This window comes from Streptomyces sp. ISL-99 (genome assembly GCF_018614005.1).
GTDB lineage: Bacteria > Actinomycetota > Actinomycetes > Streptomycetales > Streptomycetaceae > Streptomyces > Streptomyces flavidovirens.
In genome coordinates this window covers 159,893-176,534 of record NZ_JAGGPC010000015.1, presented here as the reverse complement: position 1 = coordinate 176,534, position 16,642 = coordinate 159,893, and the positions used below count along the sequence as shown (strand labels likewise).

Sequence of the window (16,642 nt, the reverse complement as noted above, 5' to 3'; positions counted from 1 at the left end):
AGTTCGGGAAGGGGCGGGGTGGGGAAGAAGCCCGCCGCAGGCGCCGCCCGTGTGCGTGCGTACGCAAAAGGGCCGGGCCCCGGGGAAAGATCCCCGGGGCCCGGCCCTCAGCCTGCCGACGGCTACGCGCTCAGCGCGCGCACGGCGCCGTCAGTTGTCGTCCTCGTCGATCAGGAACCCGCGCATCGGCGAGGGCGCCTGCTGCATCGGCTGCGGCGCTTGCGGCCGAACCGGAGCCATCGGCTGAGTCATGGCCGGCGACATCTGCTGCTGGCCGCCGTACGACGGACCGTTCGAGGACGGACCACCGTGGCCGCCCATCGACGGGTTGCCACCCATGGAGTGACCCATCGCACCTGCACCGGCCGACGCCATCGACCCGCTCATCTGCGGAGCCGGCGGCAGCGACGCGGTCGCCGGGGTCCGCGGCGGAGCGAGCGAGTCGTCCGCCTGGGTCTCCAGCTGACGCAGCTGGCTCTCCAGGTAGGACTTCAGCCGGGTCCGGTACTCGCGCTCGAAGCCGCGCAGGTCCTCGACCTTGCGCTCCAGCGTCGCGCGGGCCGACTCCAGCGAGCCCATCGCCACACGGTGCTTCTCCTGTGCGTCCCGCTCCAGCGCGTCCGCCTTCGCACGGGCGTCCCGCTCCAGACCCTCGGCGCGGCTGCGTGCCTCACCGACGATCTTGTTGGCCTCGGAACGTGCCTCGGCGATCGCCTGGTCGGCGGTCTGCTGCGCCAGCGAGAGCACACGCGCGGCGCTGTCGCCGCCGGGGCCCTGGCCGGGCTGCGGGAGCTGCGGACCGTGGCCGCCCATGGGGCCGCCCATCGGGCCGCCCATGGGACCCTGGCCCATCTGGCCCTGACCCATTTGGCCCTGACCCATTTGGCCCTGCATCTGGCCCTGGCCCATCTGGCCCTGCATCTGGCCCTGACCCATGGGACCCTGCCCCATCGGACCGGGACCGTGCTGGCCCTGCGGACCCTGGCCGTGCTGGCCCTGACCGAGCTGACCCTGGCCGTGCTGGCCCTGCTGGCCGTGACCACTGGGACCGGCGGGCAGCTGCGGGGCGCCACCGGGCAGCTGGGGCGGACCCATCTGCGGCGGCTGCTGCTGGACCGGCGGACCGGATATGGCGGCGGGCACAGGCGCGCCGGGACGATCCTGCTGCTCCGGCGGCTTGCGCATACCCTGCTGCTGCTGGTTCTGCGCGGCGGCACGCGTCGCGGCGGCCAGCTTCGCGCGCAGATCCTCGTTCTCGCGCAGCAGGCGCGTCAGTTCAGCTTCGACCTCGTCGAGGAAGGCATCGACCTCGTCCTCGTCATAGCCTTCTCGGAGGCGGACGGTTGTGAACTGCTTGTTCCGCACGTCCTCGGGGGTCAACGGCATCTCTTCTTCACCTCTACGTAGTCGTCGGCAGTCGGCAAGACCGTATCGCTCACAGCCTGACCACAATGCTGATCAGGATGTAAACGATGATCATCAGAACGAAGAAGGACAGGTCGAGTGCCACGCCCCCGAGACGCAGCGGCGGAATGAACCGCCGCAGAAGCTTGAGCGGTGGATCGGTGACAGTGTAGGTGGCCTCCAGAACGACCACCATCGCCTTGCCGGGTTCCCATGAGCGCGCGAACTGGAAGACGTAATCCATGACCAGCCGGAAGATCAGGACGATCAGGAAGCACATCAGCGCGATGTAGATCACCTGTAGTGCGACGCTCATCTCGCGCTTCCCTCTCCCCGTGCTCTCGTGGCTCCGGCCTCCCGGCCGGGTTTCGTTCCGTGTGTCGTGTCTCAGCTCTGGTTGAAGAAACCGCCCTCTGCAATACGGGCCTTGTCCTCCGCCGTGACATCGACGTTAGCAGGCGACAACAGGAACACCTTCTGCGTCACGCGTTCAATGCTGCCATGCAGGCCGAAGACGAGTCCCGCCGCAAAGTCGACAAGTCGCTTCGCGTCCGTGTCATCCATCTCGGTCAAATTCATGATCACCGGAGTGCCCTCACGGAAGTGTTCCCCGATGGTACGGGCCTCGTTGTAGGTCCGCGGGTGCAGCGTGGTGATGCGGTAGGGCTCCCGCTCGGACACAACCTTGGGCATGATCACCGGCGCGTTCTTCTCCAGGTTCGGACGTTCAGGTGTGATGGATGCCACGGGGGCGATACGTGCCGGTCGTCCGCTTTCTGCCGGAAGCGGAACGGAGTGGGGCACCGGCTCGCGCTGCGCGGGCGGCTGCACCACGCGGACGGGCTCTTCGTGCCGCTCCTGGTGCGGGGGCTGGTGCCGGCGGTGCTCCCGCTCGGGCTCCGGCTCGGGCTCGAAATCGTCATCGGGATCGAAACCCCGGCCGTCGTACCCATCGTCCTCCACGAGGCCGAGGTAGACCGCCATCTTGCGCATCGCGCCGGCCATTCTCTGAGTCCTCCGCTCTGTGGTGGATCGCCCTTGTTGCCAATGTTGCAGCGTCACCAAGTGCCCGCGATCCACTCGGCCCGCCCACCTATCAGTGGGAATGACCATATTTTCTGCTGTGGTCCGACTTGCTTCGCGACGTTACCCGAGCCGGGGTCGGACTCCGAGCACCGCAGTACCGACGCGTACATGTGTCGCTCCGGCGGCCACGGCCTGCTCAAGGTCCGCACTCATCCCTGCCGAGACCATGTTCGCAGCAGGATGAGCCGCGCGCAGGCTGGATGAGAATTCCATCAGCCGCTCGAACGCCGCCTGTTCACGCCCCGCGTACGGTCCGGCGAGCGGCGCGACGGTCATCAGCCCGCCGAGCCTGAGGCCCGGCGCTTCGGCCACCTTCGCGGCCAACTCCTCGATGCCGTCGGGCGCGACGCCGCCGCGCTCCCCCCGCTCGCCCGACTCCGCGTCGAGGGCGACCTGGATGAGGCAGTCGAGCTCGCGGCCGGCCCGTACCGCCGCCGTCGACAGCGCCGTGACGAGCTTGGCACGGTCCACGGACTGCACCACATCGGCGTAACTCGCCACAGAACGGACCTTGTTGGTCTGGAGCTGTCCGACGAAGTGCCAGCTGACGGGCAGGTCCGCCGACTCGGCCGCCTTGGGGGCGGCTTCCTGGTCCTTGTTCTCCGCGACGTGGCGTACGCCGAGTTCGGCGAGCAGACGCACATCGCTCGCGGGGTACGTCTTGGTGACCACGATCAGGGTCACCTCGTCACGCGCCCGCCCCGCCGCCGCGCACGCGGCGGCGATACGTTCCTCCACCCGCGCCAGATTCGCGGCGAGTTGATCCTTACGGTCCGTCATGTCCTACCTGCCCCCGTAGCCTCGACGGCACGGGAGGTGCCCCCTAGCCAGACATATCCGGCGAGCCGCCCCGTGGTGCGGTCGCGGCGGTACGAGAAGTGGTCGCCCGACTCCAGCGTGCATACCGGCGACTGCCACCGGTCGCGCACCCCGAGCGCTTCGAGCTGGGCGTGCACTCCGGCGCTCACATCGACGGCCGGTGTGCCCCAACTCGTCTCCGACCACGCCGCGGGCACCACCTGCGCGACCTCGTCCCGCATCTGCGCCGGGACTTCGTAGCAGCGCCCGCAGACGGCGGGCCCCGTACGCGCGGTGATACGGGAAGGATCGGCGCCCAGTGTGATCATCGCCTCGACGGCGGCGGGAACGACCCCCGCGACCATGCCGGGGCGTCCGGCGTGCGCGGCGGCCACGACACCGGCGACGGGGTCGGCGAGCAGAACGGGTGTGCAGTCCGCGGTGAGTACGGCGAGGGCGAGCCCGCGCCGGGTGGTCACGACCGCGTCCACGGAAAGAACTTCGGCGTCGCCCCACGGTCCTTCGACCACGGCCACGTCCCGCCCGTGCACCTGGTTCATCCAGACGACCAGGTCCGGGTCGAGGCCGAGTGACCTGGCGGCCAGTTCCCGGTTCCCGCGCACGGCGGCGGGGTCGTCGCCGACCGCGCCGCCGAGGTTGAGCTCTTCGTACGGAACGGCGCTCACCCCGCCCCACCTGTCGGTGAAGGCGAAGTGCGCGCCGTCCACGTGTATCGCGTCGTGCTGCACTGTCACTTCAAGAAGTCCGGGACATCCAGCTCTTCGGCCTGGCTGTCGTACGGGCGGGCCGGCGGTACGTGCGGCGGCGAGACCGGCGTGTTCGGCAGCTCGGCCACCGGCGCGGCCTCGGCCTGGACCGGGGCGGGCTCCTCGCGCTCGCGCGGCGGAACCGTACCGATGCCGCCGACGGGCCGCGAGGTGTCCGCGGGCCGGGACGGCGCGGGCTCCTCGCGCTTGGCGGCCGCCCCCGAGCTGGCGCCGAGCACGTTCTCGCGGCGGGCCGGCGGCTGTCCGCCGTCGAAGCCCGCGGCGATGACGGTGACCCGTACCTCGTCGCCCAGCGCGTCGTCGATGACCGCACCGAAGATGATGTTGGCCTCGGGGTGGGCGGCCTCGCTCACGAGCTGCGCCGCTTCGTTGATCTCGAACAGACCGAGGTCCGAGCCACCCGAGATGGAGAGCAGCACGCCACGGGCGCCGTCGATGGACGCCTCCAGGAGCGGCGAGGAGATCGCCATCTCGGCGGCGGCCACCGCGCGGTCGTCGCCGCGCGCCGAGCCGATGCCCATGAGCGCCGAACCGGCCTCGGACATGACCGACTTGACGTCGGCGAAGTCGAGGTTGATGAGGCCGGGGGTGGTGATGAGGTCGGTGATGCCCTGGACGCCGCTCAGCAGTACCTGGTCCGCCGACTTGAAGGCGTCCAGCACGCTGACCTGGCGGTCCGAGATGGACAGCAGCCGGTCGTTGGGGATGACGATGAGCGTGTCGACTTCTTCGCGGAGTTCGGCGATGCCGTCCTCCGCCTGGTTCGCGCGGCGCCGGCCCTCGAAGGTGAACGGGCGGGTGACCACGCCGATCGTGAGGGCGCCGAGCGAGCGCGCGATGTTGGCGACGACGGGTGCGCCACCGGTTCCGGTGCCACCGCCTTCGCCGGCGGTGACGAAGACCATGTCGGCCCCCTTGAGGACCTCCTCGATCTCCTCACGGTGGTCCTCTGCCGCCTTGCGGCCGACTGCCGGGTTGGCCCCGGCGCCGAGGCCGCGGGTCAGTTCACGTCCGACGTCGAGCTTGACGTCGGCGTCGCTCATCAACAGGGCTTGCGCGTCGGTGTTGATCGCGATGAACTCGACGCCCTTGAGACCGACCTCGATCATTCGGTTGATGGCATTGACACCACCGCCGCCGACACCGATGACCTTGATGACTGCGAGGTAGTTCTGCGGTGCTGCCACGTCGAAGGCCTCTCGCCTCGAGTTACGTGCCGCCGCGGGGTTGCAGCGCCGCGACGACTGATGCCGATTGGGACGGTCCGAACGCCGACCCGAACCCTAACGGTAAAGTTTAGGGTTACCAGTGTGTCTGTTCCTTGGACTCTCCGAACAGGACACTAAGTCGACAAGTGGCGCACGTTCAACGAACACGCCGAACCTCCCGTTTTTCTTTTCACCCTATGTGATCACCCATATCCCTGGCCAACCAGGGTGCTGGCCAGCACGTATGACCGTCAACTCCCTGACGCGGCGGGGGCGGTGGGCGCACTCACATTGAAGTGTCCGGCCGCCGGAGCTGCTTTCATGAGCGCCTTCAGCGCTCGCGCCTTCGCCTCGCCCTGCTCCGCGCTCCCCCAGGCGACAGTACGGTCCCCTTCAAGCCCCAGGGTGATGGAGTCGTACGAGCCGACCTGGACGGTCCGCACGTGGGGGGCGACGGACTCGGGCAGGTGGCCCGTGACCCGTACCGCCTCACGCAGCAGCCGGTCCGCGCCGAAGCGGCGCAGGCTCGGGGTGTCGCCGGACGCCAGTTCCAGCAGCGGCACGCCCTCGGGCGCCTCGGCGACCGTGGCGAACCGCACACTCTCGTCGTCCACTTCGATGAAGTTTGCGCCCTTTTTCATGAGCAGTACCGGCTTTCGCTCGGTCACTTTCAGACCAATGTCGTGCGGCCATGAGCGAACAACTTCCACCGCGTCAATTCGGGGCAATTTCCGGCGCAGCCGGTCCTCAATGGCATCCGTGTCGACTGAAATCAGTGGCGCCCCGACCGGGACGGCCGCGGCGTTCAGTACCTCATCGGACGTCAGAACCCGCGTACCGGAAGTCTTCACCCGCTCCACGCGCAGCCAGGAAGAGCCGTAGAGCACCCAGATTCCGCCCGCCGTGAGCAGCACCGCCAGGACGAGCGCCAGGATCATGGCGCCGCGCCCCGGCAGCCGCAGCCGGCGGCCGGCACCGTCTCGACCGGGACGGCCGTGCGGCGGGCGGGCCGCCGACGACCCCTGCGCCTGTCGTTCACCGCGCTGGGCGGTCGTCGGTCCGGCCACTCCCTGTCGCCTCCTGGCACCTGCGTCGGTGGGCCGTTCAGCCGGCCCTGCGTGCGGCGATCGCCTCGTACACCATGCCGACGAGCAGGTCGTCGGCGTCCCGGCGGCCGAATTCGGCGGCGGCGCGGGACATCTCGAACAGCCGGTGCGGGTCCGCGAGGACCGGGAGCACCTGGCTCTGCACCCACTCGGGTGTCAGCTGCGCGTCGTCGACCAGCAGGCCGCCTCCGGCGTTGACCACCGGCTGGGCGTTGAGCCGCTGCTCGCCGTTGCCGATGGGCAGCGGTACGTAGGCGGCCGGGAGCCCGACGGCGGAGAGCTCGGCGACGGTCATCGCGCCCGCGCGGCAGAGCATCATGTCGGCCGCGGCGTACGCGAGGTCCATCCGGTCCACGTACGGTACCGGGATGTACGGCGGCATACCGGGCATGTTGTCCACGCGCGGCAGTTCGTTCTTGGGGCCGACCGCGTGCAGGATCTGGATGCCGGCGCGCTGGAGCGCCGGCGCGACCTGCTGGATGACCTCGTTGAGGCGCCGCGCGCCCTGCGAGCCACCGGAGACCAGCAGCGTCGGCAGGTTCGGGTCGAGACCGAAGGCGGCACGCGCCTCCGGGCGGACCCGGGCCCGGTCGAGGGTGGCGATGGTGCGGCGCAGCGGGATGCCGATGTAGCGGGCGCCGCGCAGCTTGCTGTCGGGCGTGGAGACGGCCACGGCGTACGCGTACCGCGAGCCGATCTTGTTGGCCAGGCCCGGCCTGGCGTTGGCCTCGTGGACGATGATCGGTACGCCGAGGCGCTTGGCCGCGAGGTAGCCGGGCAGGGCGACGTAACCGCCGAAGCCGACGACGCAGTCCGCCTTCGTACGCTCCAGGATCTGCTCGGCGGCCTTGATGGTGCCGCGCAGCCGCCCGGGGACGGTGATCAGTTCCGGGGTGGGTTTACGGGGCAGCGGGACCGCGGGGATGAGCCCGAGTTCGTAGCCGCGCTCGGGTACGAGCCTGGTCTCAAGTCCGCGCTCCGTGCCGAGGGCTGTGATGCCCACGGAAGGGTCCTGCCTCCGCAGTGCGTCCGCGAGGGCAAGCGCGGGCTCGATGTGGCCGGCGGTCCCCCCACCGGCGAGTACGACATGCACCGAAATTCACCGCTCTCCGGACGGACGCTTCTTGACGCGCCGTCTCATCGTCTTCCATCTCACCCCGGCCCCTTTGCCAAGGACGCTCCTTCGCATGGCGAGGGCGGCCTTCGCAGCGGGATCCTCTCGCGCGAAGGCGATCAGCAACCCTACGGCGAACATGGTCGGCAGCAGCGAGGAGCCCCCGTACGAGAACAGCGGGAGTGGGACACCGGCGATCGGCAGCAGGCCGAGCACCGCACCGATGTTGACCACGGCCTGGGCCGTGATCCAGGTGGTCACACCTCCCGCGGCATACCTCACGAAGGGGTCCTCCGTGCGTCCGGCCACGCGGATACCCGCATAGCCTAGAGCCGCGAAGAGGGCGAGTACCGACAGTGTCCCCGCCAGACCCAGTTCCTCACCGGTGATGGCGAAGATGAAGTCCGTGTGAGGCTCAGGGAGTTGCCCCCATTTCTCCACACTTGCCCCCAGTCCGGAACCGAACCATCCGCCTGAGGCGAGAGCATAGATTCCGTGCACCGCCTGCCAGCATTCACCCTTGGGGCCGAGGTCGGTCGCGCCGGTGCAGGCGAGCCGCGACATCCGGTTGGCGTTGTTGCTGATCAGCACGAACCCGACCAACGCGGCGAAGCCGAGTACACCGGCGAAGAGCCGGGTGGGCGCTCCCGCGAGCCACAGCAGGCCGAAGAGGATCGCCGTGAGAAGGATCGCCGTACCCATGTCGCCGCCGAGCATGATCAGGCCGAGCAGCAGGAAAGCGACGGGCACGAGCGGCACCAGCATGTGCTTCCACTGGGTCAGCAGCCGCCTCTCCTGCTTGCGGGCGAGCAGATCGGCCCCCCACAGCACGAGGGCCAGCTTGCCGAACTCGCTGGGCTGGAGCATGAACGGGCCGCCGAGCGAGATCCAGTTCTGGTTGCCGCCGATGGCCACCCCTATCCCGGGGATCTGGACGAGCACCATCAGGAAGACGGTCACGGCCAGCAGCGGGTAGGACAGCGCGCGGTGCAGCTTGGCGGGCATCCGGGAGGCGGCGAACAGCAGGGCCGTTCCGATGACCGCCGCGACGAACTGCTTGCGGAAGAAGTACGAGGCGGGCAGCGACAGCTCCAGCGCCTTGATCATCGAGGCGGAGTAGACCATCACGAGGCCGAGCACGGTGATCAGCAGGGCGCTGCCCAGGATGAGGTAGTACGCCGTGAGAGGCCGGTCCCAGGTGCGGCGCGCCCGCTCGTACAGCCGGCGCGGACCGTCGCCGGGCGGTCTCGGCAGGAGCGTGCCGCGGCGGCGTACCACGGGGGCCGGACGGCGGGCGGTCCGTGTCCCGGCCGTCCCCGTGCGCCCGCGCAGCGCGGTGCGGCCGCGCGGGGCGATGTCGTCGGCCAACATCTCGGTGTCCCCTCCACTCATGAGCTGCGCCGACCGGTCCGGCGCGGGGACCGGTCGCTAATCGCGCTCCGGAGCCAACTCCCGTACGGCGTCGGCGAATGCCTCGCCACGCTTGTTGTAGTTGGTGAACATGTCCATGGAGGCGCAGGCCGGGGCCATCAGGACCGTGTCCCCGGGCCGCGCGAGCCGCGCCGCTTCCCGGACCGCCGCCGACATCGCCCCAGTGTCGGTCCGGTCGAGGTCGACCACCGGTACTTCGGGCGCGTGTCGCGCGAGGGCTTCGCGGATCAGCGCGCGGTCGGCGCCGATGAGGACGGCGCCGCGCAGTCGCTTTGCCGACTTCTCGACGAGCTCGTCGAAGGTGGCGCCCTTGGCGAGGCCGCCCGCGATCCACACGATGGGGTCGTACGCCGCCAGGGAGGCCTCGGCGGCGTGGGTGTTGGTCGCCTTGGAGTCGTCGACGTACGCGACTCCGTCGACGTCCGCCACGTGCTCGATGCGGTGGGCGTCGGGGCGGAAGGCCCGCAGGCCGTCGCGCACGGCGGCCGGCTCGACGCCGTAGGCGCGGGCGAGGGCCGCTGCCGCGAGGGCGTTGGCGATGTTGTGGGGGGCGGGCGGATTGACGTCGGAGACGTTCGCCAACTCCTGCGCGTTCTTCTGCCGGTTCTCGACGAAGGCGCGGTCGACCAGGATGCCGTCGACGACACCGAGTTGGGAGGGCGCGGGCGGGCCGAGGGTGAAGCCGATCGCACGGCAGCCCTCCTCGACGTCGGCCTCGCGGACCAGGGCCTCGGTCGCGGGGTCCTGGACGTTGTAGACGCAGGCGACCTGGTTGCCCTCGTAGATCCGGCCCTTGTCGGCGGCGTACGCCTCCATGGAGCCGTGCCAGTCGAGGTGGTCGGGGGCGAGGTTCAGCACGACGGCGGAGTGGGCGCGCAGCGACGGCGCCCAGTGCAGCTGGTAGCTGGAGAGCTCCACGGCCAGTACGTCGTACTTCTCGTCGCCGAGGACGGCGTCCAGCAGGGATACGCCGATGTTGCCCACGGCGGCGGTACGCAGCCCGGCGGCCTCCAGGATGGAGGCCAGCATGCGTACGGTCGTGGTCTTGCCGTTGGTGCCGGTGACCGCGAGCCAGGGAGCGGGAGTCCTTCCCGACGGGGTCGCGCGCAGGCGCCAGGCCAGCTCGACGTCGCCCCAGATCTCCACGCCCGCCTTCGCGGCGGCCAGGAAGAGCGGCTTGTCGGGCTTCCAGCCGGGCGCGGTGACGATCAGCTCGGTGCCCTCGGGGAGGGTGGCGCCGTCGCCGAGGCGCACGGTGACGCCCAGGGCTTCGAGTTCGGCGGCCTGGGCGCGGGAGCGCTCGTCGTCGCCGTCGTTGACGACGGTGACGTGGGCCCCGAGCCCCCGCAGCACACGTGCCGCGGGGATCCCGGAGACGCCAAGACCCGCGACGGTCACCCGCTTGCCGGTCCAGGTCACTTCTGTCACTTGTCGGCCGCCCAGCCCGCGTAGAAGAGTCCGAGGCCGATGATCACGCACATGCCCTGGATGATCCAGAAGCGGACCACCACAAGGACTTCGGACCAGCCCTTGAGTTCGAAGTGATGCTGGAGTGGCGCCATCTTGAAGACGCGCTTGCCGGTCATCTTGAACGAGCCGACCTGGATCACGACGGACATCGTGATGAGGACGAACAGGCCGCCGAGGAGCGCCATCAGGAACTCGGTGCGGGAGCAGATCGCCAGACCCGCGAGCGCGCCGCCGAGGGCGAGCGAGCCGGTGTCACCCATGAAGATCTTGGCGGGCGAGGTGTTCCACCACAGGAAGCCGAAGCAGGCGCCCATGAGGGCGGCGGCGACGACCGCGAGGTCGAGTGGATCTCGTACGTCGAAACAGGCTTCCGGGTTGGTCAGGCTGGGCGCGTCGGCGCAGGACTCCTGGAACTGCCACAGGCCGATGAAGGTGTACGCGCCGAAGACCATCACGGAGGCGCCGGTGGCGAGACCGTCGAGGCCGTCGGTGAGGTTCACACCGTTGGACATCGCCAGGATCATGAACAGCGCCCAGACCACGAACAGCACCGGCCCGATCGACCAGCCGAAGTCCTGGACGAAGGAGAGCCTGGTGGACGCCGGGGCGTTGCCGCGTACGTCCTTGAACTGCAGGGCCAGGACGGCGAAGGCGATGCCGACGATCAGCTGTCCGGCCATCTTCGCCTTGGCCCGCAGGCCCAGCGAGCGCTGCTTGACGATCTTGATGTAGTCGTCGAGGAAGCCGACCAGGCCCATGCCCGCCATGAGGAACAGCACCAGCAGACCGGAGGCGCTCGGCTTCTCGCCGGTGATCACCTTCGCCAGGGCGTACGCGATGAGCGTGGCCAGGATGAAGGCGATGCCGCCCATGGTGGGGGTGCCGCGCTTGCCGTGGTGGCCGCGCGGACCGTCGTCCCGGATGAACTGCCCGTATCCCTTGCGGGCCAGCAGTTTGATGAGCAGCGGGGTACCGATCAGGGTCAGAAAGAGCCCGATGACTCCCGCGAAGAGGATCTGCCTCATCGGCCGGTGACCTCGCCCTCGGCGCGGTGGTCGAGGAGCGCCTGGGCGACCCGCTCGAGACCGACCGACCTGGAAGCCTTCACCAGCACGACGTCTCCCGGACGCAGTTCACTGCGCAACAGGTCGACCGCCGCTTGCGCGTCGGACACGTGCACCGACTCCTCACCCCACGAACCCTCGTTGTAAGCGCCCAGCTGCAGCCAGGCCGCTTCTCTGCCCCCGACTGCCACGAGCTTGCTGACGTTGAGCCGGACGGCGAGCCGTCCGACCGCGTCGTGCTCGGCGAGCGAATCGTCACCCAGCTCGGCCATCTGGCCGAGCACCGCCCACGTACGACGCCCCGTGCCCATGGCCGCGAGCGCGCGCAGGGCGGCTCGCATGGATTCGGGGTTCGCGTTGTAGGCGTCGTTGACGACCGTCACGCCGTCAGGACGCTCGGTGACCTCCATGCGCCAGCGGGAGAGGGTGCCCGCCTCGGAGAGCGCGGTGGCGATCTCGTCCACGGACATGCCCAGCTCATGGGCGACGGCGGCCGCAGCGAGCGCGTTCGACACGTGGTGCTCACCGTACAGCCGCATGGTCACGTCACTGCACCCGGTGGGTGTGTGAAGGCTGAAGGCCGGCTGTCCGTTCCCGGTGAGCCGGACATTTTCGGCCCGTACGTCAGCTTCTGCGGCTTCACCGAAGAGCAGCACGCGGGCTTTGGTACGGGACGCCATGGCCCGTACGAGCTGGTCGTCGGCGTTGAGCACGGCCACACCGCCCGCGTCCGCCGGCGGCAGCGCCTCGACCATCTCGCCCTTGGCCTCGGCGATCTGCTCGCGGCCGCCGAACTCGCCGATGTGGGCGGTGCCGACGTTCAGTACGAGGCCGATGTGCGGCGGGGTCAGCTCGGTGAGGTACCGGATGTGGCCGATGCCGCGCGCGCCCATTTCGAGGACCAGGTGCTCGGTCTCCTCGGTGGTGCGCAGGGCGGTGAGGGGCAGGCCGATCTCGTTGTTGAGGGAGCCGGGCGTCCAGACCGTGGGGGCCTTGCGCTCCAGGAGCTGGGCGATCAGGTCCTTGGTGGACGTCTTGCCGGCCGAGCCGGTGAGGGCGACGACCTTCGTGCCGAGCCGTTCGACGACGGCGCGTGCCAGGGCGCCCAGTGCCTCGGTGACGTTGTCCACGACGATGGCGGGTACGCCGACGGGCCGGGTGGCCAGCACGGCTGTCGCGCCCGCGGCGACGGCCTGCTCGGCGTAGTCGTGGCCGTCGACGCGCTCGCCCGCGAAGGCGGCGAAGAGGCTGCCGGGCCGCACCTCGCGGGAGTCGATGACGACGGGTCCGGTGACCTTCAGGCCGCTGTCCGGTATGTCGTGCGACTGCCCGCCGGTGATTCCGGCGATCTCGGCGAGGGAGAGTGCGATCACCGGGTCACCCCGCCCTCGTGGAACGGTCCGGCGCTGCGGATGGCGGCGCGCAGGACCTGGCGGTCGTCGAAGGGGCGTACCACTCCGGCGATGTCCTGTCCCTGCTCGTGCCCCTTGCCCGCGACGAGCACGGTGTCGCCGGGCTTGGCGCGGGCGACCGCCGCCGCGATGGCCGAGGCGCGGTCGGCGTCGACCAGGACGTCGCCGCGCTCGTGCGCGGGCACCTCGGCGGCGCCCGCGAGCATCGCGGCGAGGATCGCCAGGGGGTCCTCGGAGCGCGGGTTGTCGGAGGTCAGTACGGCGGTGTCGGCCAGGCGGGCGGCCGCGGCGCCCATCGAGGGCCGCTTCTGCTTGTCACGGTCGCCGCCGCAGCCGAGCACGATGTGCAGCTCGCCCTCGGTGACCTTGCGCAGCGCGCGCAGGACCGATTCGACAGCGTCCGTCTTGTGGGCGTAGTCGACGACGGCGAGGTACGGCTGGCCCTCGTCCACGCGCTCCAGGCGGCCCGGTACGCCGGGGACGGCGGCGATGCCGTCGGCGGCGGTCTGCGGGTCGACGCCCGCGACGGCGAGGGTGACGATCGCGGCGAGCGTGTTGGCGACGTTGAAGGGCCCTGCCAGCGGGGCGGTCGCGGCGACGCGCTCGCCCTGGGGGCCGACGACCGTGAACGTGCTGGTGAACGGGCCGACTTCGACGCTCTCGGCGCGCCAGTCGGCGTCCGGGTGGCCCTCGGCGGAGAAGGAGGTGACGGGGACGCCCGACTCGGTGATGAGCCTGCGGCCGTACTCGTCGTCGAAGTTGACGACGCCGGTCCTGCTGCGCTCCGGGGTGAAGAGACGTGCCTTCGCCTGGAAGTAGTCCTCCATGTCGGAGTGGAATTCCATGTGCTCGGGGCTCAGGTTGTTGAAGACCGCGACGTCGAAGACACAGCCGTCGACCCGGCCGAGCACCAGCGCGTGGCTGGAGACCTCCATGGCGACCGCCTCGACGCCGCGTTCGCGCATGACGGCGAAGAGGGCCTGGAGGTCGGTGGCCTCGGGGGTGGTGCGCTCGGACTTGATGCGCTCGTCGCCGATGCGCATCTCGACCGTACCGATGAGACCGGTCTTCCGGCCGGCCGCCCGCAGACCGCCCTCGACGAGGTACGCCGTGGTGGTCTTGCCGGACGTCCCGGTGATGCCGAGCTGGAGCAGGGCGTCGCCGGGGTGGCCGTAGATCTCGGTGGCGAGCTCACCCATCCGGCCGCGCGGGTCCTCGACGACCAGGGCCGGCAGGCCCGTGGCCGCGGCCCGCTCGGCGCCGGTGGGGTCGGTGAGGATCGCGGCCGCGCCGAGTCCCGCCGCCTGCGTGGCGAAGTCCGCGCCGTGCAGGCGCGCGCCGGGCAGGGCGGCGTACAGATCGCCTGGCCTGACCGCGCGGGAGTCGTGCGTGATACCGGTGACCTCGGCTGCGCTCTCGACGGCTCGGGCCTCGATACCCAGCCGTTCGGCCAGCTCCCCGAGGGGTGTCGGGCGGACCTGGACCGGCCGGGGCGCTCCGGGGTACGTCACCGGGGCGTCCTTCTGGGTGGTTTGGGACTGATCAGCGTGTGGCACGGCGGTGAGCGTACCGGGCGCACCCGGCCCCTCGCGAAACGAGGGGTGCCAGCGCGCAGCGCTGTCGGTTGAGGGCGGTGGCGGGAGACGGGAGGGAGAGGGGGCTTTGTGCTCGGAGGGGTCTTCTTGGTTCCCGGGGTTCCGGGTGATGGTTGTCACTGATGGTCCTGAGTCACTCGCCGGGTGTGAAGGACACCGGCAGCCGGGCGGGCTTGCTGCCGGTCGGTGGGACCTGGAGGGTCTTCAGTGCGAACTCCATCACCTGCTTGTAGATGGGGCCGCAGATCTGGCCGCCGAAGTAGCTGCCTCTGGTCGGGTTCTGGATGGCGCAGTAGACGGTGACACGCGGCTTGTCGGCGGGCGCGAAACCCGCGAAGGACGCGGTGTAGCCCTTGTAGCGTCCGGTGGCCGGATCCACCCGGTTGGACGTGCCGGTCTTTCCGCCGACGCGGTAGCCGGGGATGCGGGCCTTGGTGCCCGTACCCTCCTCGTCGTCGACGACCGACTCCAGCATGGTGGCCAGCGTCTTGGCGGTCTTCTCGCTGACCACCCGGTTCTTCTTGGGCTCCGGGGCCGGGGTGAAGCGGCCGTCGGGCCCCTTGGTGCCGCGTACGAGGGTTGGCTGGATCCGTACGCCGCCGTTGGCGATCGTCGAGTAGACGGAGGCCGCCTGCATGGCGTTGAGCGACAGGCCCTGGCCGAACGGGATCGTGTACTGCTGCGAGGTGCTCCAGTCCTTGGGCGCCGCGAGGATGCCGGAGGTCTCGCCGGGGTAGCCGAGCCCGCTGGGGCGGCCGAGGCCGAACTTGCGCAGGTAGGAGTGGAGGACCTGGTTGGCCTCCTTCCGGGTCTTGCCGAGCTGCTCGGTCGCCAGGATCGTGCCGATGTTGCTGGACTTGGCGAGTACGCCGTTGAGCGTCAGGTACCAGGTGGGGTGGTCGATGTCGTCCTTGAACAGCCGGTCGCCGCGGTGCAGCCGGTTCGGTACGACGACATGGGTGCCCGGCGCCGCGGCGTTCTCCTCCAGTACCGCCGCCATGGACATGACCTTGGCGGTGGAGCCGGGTTCGTACGCGTCCTGGAGGGCGGCGTTGCCCATGGCGGCGGCGTCGGCCTGGGAGAGGTCGTTGGGGTCGAAGCCGGGAGCGTTGGCCATGGCGAGGACCTCGCCGGTGCGGGTGTCCTGGACTATCACGTACCCACGGTCCGCCCCGGACTTCCTCACCTGCTCGGTGATGGCGTCCTGGGCGGCCCACTGGATGTCGCGGTCGATGGTCAGCTCGATGTCCGAGCCGGGCACGGCGGGGACCTCGCGGGCGCCGACGGTGGGGACTCTGCGGCCGCCGGACTGGGCGTATTTGATCTCGCCGTCCTTGCCCGCCAGCTCCTCGTTCAGCTGGGTCTCCAGGCCGCCCGCGCCCTTGCCTTCGGCGTTGACGTAACCGAGTATCCCGGCGGCGAGATCACCGTTGGGGTAGACGCGCTTGCTGCTGGCCTCCTGGAAGACGCCGGCGAGGACGTTGACGCCCTTGCCGCCCTTGGCCCTGTCCGCCCTGGCCTTCTCGGCGAAGACGCTCTTGAGGTCCTTGATCTGGTTCCAGATCTGCGGCGTCTGGCGCCGGGCCAGGACGGCGTACCTGCTCTTGGGCGTGCTCAGCTTCTTCGCCAGGTCGTCCGCGTCCTTGCGGAGGATCGGCGCGAGGAGCGCCGCGGCCTGCTCGGGGGCGCCGGGGGCCTTGGTGAACTCGGCGGTGAACATCGACGGGTCGGCCGTGATGTCGTGCGCGTCGACGCTGGTGGCCAGCGCGATGCCGCTGCGGTCGGTGATCTCGCCGCGCTCGGCGGCCAGCGTGGAGCTGGAGTAGCGGTTCTTCTCGGCCTTGGCGGTGTACGCGCTCGCGTCGACGGCCTGGACCTGGAGCAGCCGTACGACGAAGGCCAGCATGACCAGGGTGAGCCCGACGCCGACCAGTCGCAGCCGGGGCCTGGGGCTGCCGAGCACCAGGGATCGTCCGGCCCTGGGCGCGGGGCGCGGCCGTGCCACCGGGGGGCGTGCCCTGGGCCGCCCGGCGGGCTTCGGACGGCCGCCGCTGTGCGGGCGCCCAGGGCCGGGTACGCGACGGCGCGGTGGTTCCTGGGGGGGCACTGCGTCACCTGCCGGGGGTCGTGGTCGGCTTCGCGGACGGACTACGGACGGGCTGCGGG

General features: G+C 70.3%; 14 protein-coding genes. All 14 read right to left on the bottom strand.

What is annotated here, in order from left to right; all coding sequences use genetic code 11:
- Nucleotides 1–150: 150 nt before the first annotated feature.
- Entirely contained in the window at nucleotides 151–1,386 is a 1,236-nt protein-coding gene (locus J7E91_RS10165) for a DivIVA domain-containing protein (protein WP_214901040.1), read from the bottom strand.
- A 49-nt stretch (nucleotides 1,387–1,435) separates the two neighbouring features.
- Complete coding sequence (locus tag J7E91_RS10160; RefSeq protein WP_028811464.1) at nucleotides 1,436–1,720, bottom strand: YggT family protein; 285 nt, start codon at nucleotides 1,718–1,720, stop codon at nucleotides 1,436–1,438.
- Nucleotides 1,721–1,791: 71 nt separating this feature from the next.
- The gene (locus J7E91_RS10155) at nucleotides 1,792–2,409 is read right to left on the bottom strand and encodes a cell division protein SepF (RefSeq protein ID WP_028811463.1); all 618 of its coding nucleotides are present in this window, start codon (nucleotides 2,407–2,409) and stop codon (nucleotides 1,792–1,794) included.
- Between the two features lie 141 nt (nucleotides 2,410–2,550).
- Nucleotides 2,551–3,270 (bottom strand): YggS family pyridoxal phosphate-dependent enzyme, encoded by a 720-nt coding sequence (locus J7E91_RS10150; RefSeq protein WP_214901032.1) that lies wholly within the window; start codon nucleotides 3,268–3,270, stop codon nucleotides 2,551–2,553.
- Nucleotides 3,267–4,043: a peptidoglycan editing factor PgeF gene (pgeF, locus tag J7E91_RS10145; protein ID WP_308376297.1), complete on the bottom strand. Its 777-nt coding sequence runs from the start codon at nucleotides 4,041–4,043 to the stop codon at nucleotides 3,267–3,269. The genes J7E91_RS10150 and pgeF overlap by 4 nt, the downstream gene beginning before the upstream one ends.
- Entirely contained in the window at nucleotides 4,040–5,263 is a 1,224-nt protein-coding gene (gene ftsZ / locus J7E91_RS10140; protein WP_214901030.1) for a cell division protein FtsZ, read from the bottom strand. Before ftsZ ends, pgeF begins: the two co-directional genes overlap by 4 nt.
- 272 nt (nucleotides 5,264–5,535) lie before the next feature.
- Nucleotides 5,536–6,351, bottom strand: coding sequence for an FtsQ-type POTRA domain-containing protein (locus tag J7E91_RS10135; protein WP_214901029.1), 816 nt, complete (start codon nucleotides 6,349–6,351; stop codon nucleotides 5,536–5,538).
- A gap of 37 nt (nucleotides 6,352–6,388) precedes the next feature.
- Complete coding sequence (gene murG, locus J7E91_RS10130) at nucleotides 6,389–7,483, bottom strand: undecaprenyldiphospho-muramoylpentapeptide beta-N-acetylglucosaminyltransferase (RefSeq protein ID WP_214901027.1); 1,095 nt, start codon at nucleotides 7,481–7,483, stop codon at nucleotides 6,389–6,391.
- Nucleotides 7,484–7,489: 6 nt separating this feature from the next.
- Nucleotides 7,490–8,875 (bottom strand): putative lipid II flippase FtsW, encoded by a 1,386-nt coding sequence (gene ftsW, locus J7E91_RS10125; protein ID WP_214901025.1) that lies wholly within the window; start codon nucleotides 8,873–8,875, stop codon nucleotides 7,490–7,492.
- A 57-nt stretch (nucleotides 8,876–8,932) separates the two neighbouring features.
- Nucleotides 8,933–10,363, bottom strand: a complete 1,431-nt coding sequence (gene murD / locus J7E91_RS10120) for a UDP-N-acetylmuramoyl-L-alanine--D-glutamate ligase (protein WP_214901023.1) — start codon at nucleotides 10,361–10,363, stop codon at nucleotides 8,933–8,935.
- Nucleotides 10,360–11,430: a phospho-N-acetylmuramoyl-pentapeptide-transferase gene (mraY, locus tag J7E91_RS10115; protein ID WP_028811455.1), complete on the bottom strand. Its 1,071-nt coding sequence runs from the start codon at nucleotides 11,428–11,430 to the stop codon at nucleotides 10,360–10,362. The genes murD and mraY overlap by 4 nt, the downstream gene beginning before the upstream one ends.
- Complete coding sequence (gene murF / locus J7E91_RS10110; RefSeq protein WP_214901021.1) at nucleotides 11,427–12,842, bottom strand: UDP-N-acetylmuramoyl-tripeptide--D-alanyl-D-alanine ligase; 1,416 nt, start codon at nucleotides 12,840–12,842, stop codon at nucleotides 11,427–11,429. The genes mraY and murF overlap by 4 nt, the downstream gene beginning before the upstream one ends.
- Complete coding sequence (locus J7E91_RS10105) at nucleotides 12,839–14,437, bottom strand: UDP-N-acetylmuramoyl-L-alanyl-D-glutamate--2,6-diaminopimelate ligase (protein ID WP_214901019.1); 1,599 nt, start codon at nucleotides 14,435–14,437, stop codon at nucleotides 12,839–12,841. The genes murF and J7E91_RS10105 overlap by 4 nt, the downstream gene beginning before the upstream one ends.
- Nucleotides 14,438–14,609: 172 nt before the next feature.
- Nucleotides 14,610–16,583, bottom strand: coding sequence for a penicillin-binding protein 2 (locus J7E91_RS10100; RefSeq protein WP_214901017.1), 1,974 nt, complete (start codon nucleotides 16,581–16,583; stop codon nucleotides 14,610–14,612).
- Between the last annotated feature and the right edge of the window lie 59 nt (nucleotides 16,584–16,642).

What these genes read in the sequence shown, in the direction of transcription:
- mraY (WP_028811455.1), bottom strand. Translation starts at nt 11,430, where the DNA reads ATGAGGCAGATCCTCTTCGCGGGAGTCATCGGGCTCTTTCTGACCCTG.
- J7E91_RS10165 (WP_214901040.1), bottom strand. Translation starts at nt 1,386, where the DNA reads ATGCCGTTGACCCCCGAGGACGTGCGGAACAAGCAGTTCACAACCGTC.
- ftsW (WP_214901025.1), bottom strand. Translation starts at nt 8,875, where the DNA reads ATGTTGGCCGACGACATCGCCCCGCGCGGCCGCACCGCGCTGCGCGGG.
- J7E91_RS10155 (WP_028811463.1), bottom strand. Translation starts at nt 2,409, where the DNA reads ATGGCCGGCGCGATGCGCAAGATGGCGGTCTACCTCGGCCTCGTGGAG.
- J7E91_RS10150 (WP_214901032.1), bottom strand. Translation starts at nt 3,270, where the DNA reads ATGACGGACCGTAAGGATCAACTCGCCGCGAATCTGGCGCGGGTGGAG.
- J7E91_RS10160 (WP_028811464.1), bottom strand. Translation starts at nt 1,720, where the DNA reads ATGAGCGTCGCACTACAGGTGATCTACATCGCGCTGATGTGCTTCCTG.